This is a genomic window from Burkholderia sp. Bp8984 (assembly GCF_003853755.1).
Classification (GTDB): domain Bacteria; phylum Pseudomonadota; class Gammaproteobacteria; order Burkholderiales; family Burkholderiaceae; genus Burkholderia.
Genome location: NZ_QTQN01000078.1, coordinates 1 through 2,482 on the forward strand (window position 1 = coordinate 1; position 2,482 = coordinate 2,482).

At 63.3% G+C, this 2,482-nt stretch carries 2 protein-coding genes; both read left to right on the forward strand.

Annotated elements, in window-relative coordinates; all coding sequences use genetic code 11:
- Positions 1-141 precede the first annotated feature (141 nt).
- The gene (istA, locus tag DID98_RS35320; RefSeq protein WP_409362352.1) at positions 142-1,620 is read left to right on the forward strand and encodes an IS21 family transposase; all 1,479 of its coding nucleotides are present in this window, start codon (positions 142-144) and stop codon (positions 1,618-1,620) included.
- Complete coding sequence (gene istB, locus DID98_RS35325; protein WP_069240801.1) at positions 1,613-2,410, forward strand: IS21-like element helper ATPase IstB; 798 nt, start codon at positions 1,613-1,615, stop codon at positions 2,408-2,410. Before istA ends, istB begins: the two co-directional genes overlap by 8 nt.
- The last annotated feature ends 72 nt before the right edge of the window (positions 2,411-2,482 follow it).

Below are 2,482 nucleotides of genomic sequence, written 5' to 3' on the forward strand. Positions count from 1 at the left end.
TGTTGATGTCCACGCAGAACTGACCCACCTGAGGCTGTAGTTTTCATCGAATTTTGACCCACGTGATTGAATGCCCTGCTCAATCTTTGAGCAGGGGATACAGAGGTGATCACGGTGGGCATATTGGCCAAGATCAGGCGGATGTATTTCCGCGAGAAGGTCCCGCTGCGCGAGATTGCGAGGCGCACGGGCCTGTCCCGGAACACGGTGCGCAGCTGGCTTCGGCAGACGGATGCCGTTGAGCCGAAGTACCCGAAGCGCGTCAGCCCGAGCGTCGTCGACGAGTGGGCCGCGCAACTGACGGGCTGGCTGCGGGCAGACAGTCATCGCCCGAAGCGTGACCGGCGCACGGCCCGGTTCATGTTCGAGGCCATCCGCGGCGAGGGCTATGCCGGCAGCTACGGCCGCGTCAGCGCCTTCGTGAGACGCTGGCACGAGGAGCAGGCTGCAGCACCGCGCAGGAAGGCCTATGTACCGCTGGCCTTCGAACCCGGCGAAGCCTTCCAGTTTGACTGGAGCTGCGAATACGCCTTCATCGGCGGGTTGCGGCGACGCCTGGAGGTCGCCCACGTCAAGCTCAATGCCAGCCGGGCGTTCTGGCTGGTCGCCTATCCGACCCAGAGTCACGAGATGCTGTTCGATGCGCACGCCCGCGCATTCGCCGCGTTCGGCGGCGTGCCGCGCCGCGGCATCTACGACAACATGAAGACCGCCGTGGACAAGGTCGGCCGCGGCAAGGAGCGCGCGGTCAACGCCCGCTTCGAGGCAATGTGCGGCCATTACCTGTTCGAGCCGGAATTCTGCAACCGTGCCGCCGGCTGGGAGAAGGGCATCGTTGAGAAGAACGTGCAGGACCGGCGCCGCCAGATCTGGCACGAGGCTGCGCTACGACGCTGGGAAACGCTGGAGCTTCTGAACGAATGGGTCGCGGGCCAGTGTCGTCAGGCCTGGCAGATGCGGCACCCGCAGTGGCCCGAGCTGACGGTCGAGGACGTGCTGCAGGACGAGCGCACCAGGCTGATGCCCAATCCACGCCCGTTCGACGGCTATGTCGAGCAGACGCTGCGGGTGTCGTCGACCAGCCTCATCCACTTCCAGCGCAACCGCTACAGCGTGCCCACCGAGTACACGAACCAGCTGGTGAGCGTGCGCTGCTATCCGGCATATCTCAGCGTCGTCGCCGACGCCCAGGAGATCGCACACCACGAACGCAGCTTCGAGCGGCACATGACCTTCTACGACTGGCGCCATTACATCACGCTGGTTGAGCGCAAACCCGGCGCGTTGCGCAACGGCGCTCCGTTCGTCACGATGCCACAGCCGCTGCAGCAGTTGCAGCGGCACCTACTGAAGCACCCGGGAGGCGATCGCATCATGACGCAGGTGCTCGCCGCGGTGCGCGAACACGGACTCGATGCCGTGCTGCTTGCCGTGCAGGCAGCGCTGGACTCGGGACGCCCCAGTGGGGAGCACGTTCTGAACGTGCTGAGCCGGTTGAAGGCACCCACCACGAGCACCAACCTCGCGACGACGAAACTCCAGCTTACCGAAGAGCCGGCCGCCGACGTGAGCCGCTACGAAACCCTGCGCGCCAACCCACCGGAGGACCGTCATGTCTAACGACATCGCCGCCCAACTCAAGGGGCTCAAACTGCATGGTATGGCGAGCACCTGGCCAGAGCTGCTGGCGCAGTCGCGTCACACGGAGTTCGCCCCGGAGCGCTTCATGAAGCAACTGCTGATGGCTGAGACGGCGGAGCGACAGGTGCGCTCGATCGCCTACCAGATGACCGCCGCTCGCTTCCCGGCTCACCGCGACCTGAAGGGCTTCGACTTCGCGCAGGCACACGTCGACGAAGCGCTGGTTCGAGAACTCAGTGACCTGTCGTTCCTCGCAGGCGCACACAACGTCGTGTTCATCGGTGGCCCCGGCACCGGCAAAACGCACCTCGCCTCAGCGATCGGAATTGAGGCCGTGCAGCGCCACGGCAAGCGCGTGCGTTACTTCTCGACCGTCGAGCTGACCAACGCACTGGAGCAGGAGAAGTCCATCGGAAAACAAGGCCAGATCGCCCATAAGCTGATGTACGTCGACCTGGTGATCCTCGACGAACTGGGCTACCTGCCGTTCAGCCAGACCGGTGGCGCATTGCTGTTCCACTTGCTCTCGAAGCTGTATGAACACACGAGTGTCGTGATCACCACCAACCTCAGCTTCGGCGAGTGGGCGACCGTGTTCGGGGACGCAAAGATGACGACGGCGCTGCTGGACCGCGTCACCCATCACTGCCACATCGTCGAAACGGGCAATGAATCCTGGCGCTTCAAGTCCAGTTCTGCCAAGGCGAAGACAACCAGAAAGAGAGCAGCAAAAGCAGCAGGCAGTGAGGAGTTATCCACACCGGAATAGATGTACTACGCTGTCTCGGGGTGGGTCAGATTTAGATGAAAACGGTGGGTCAAGATTCGGTGGAAATCAACA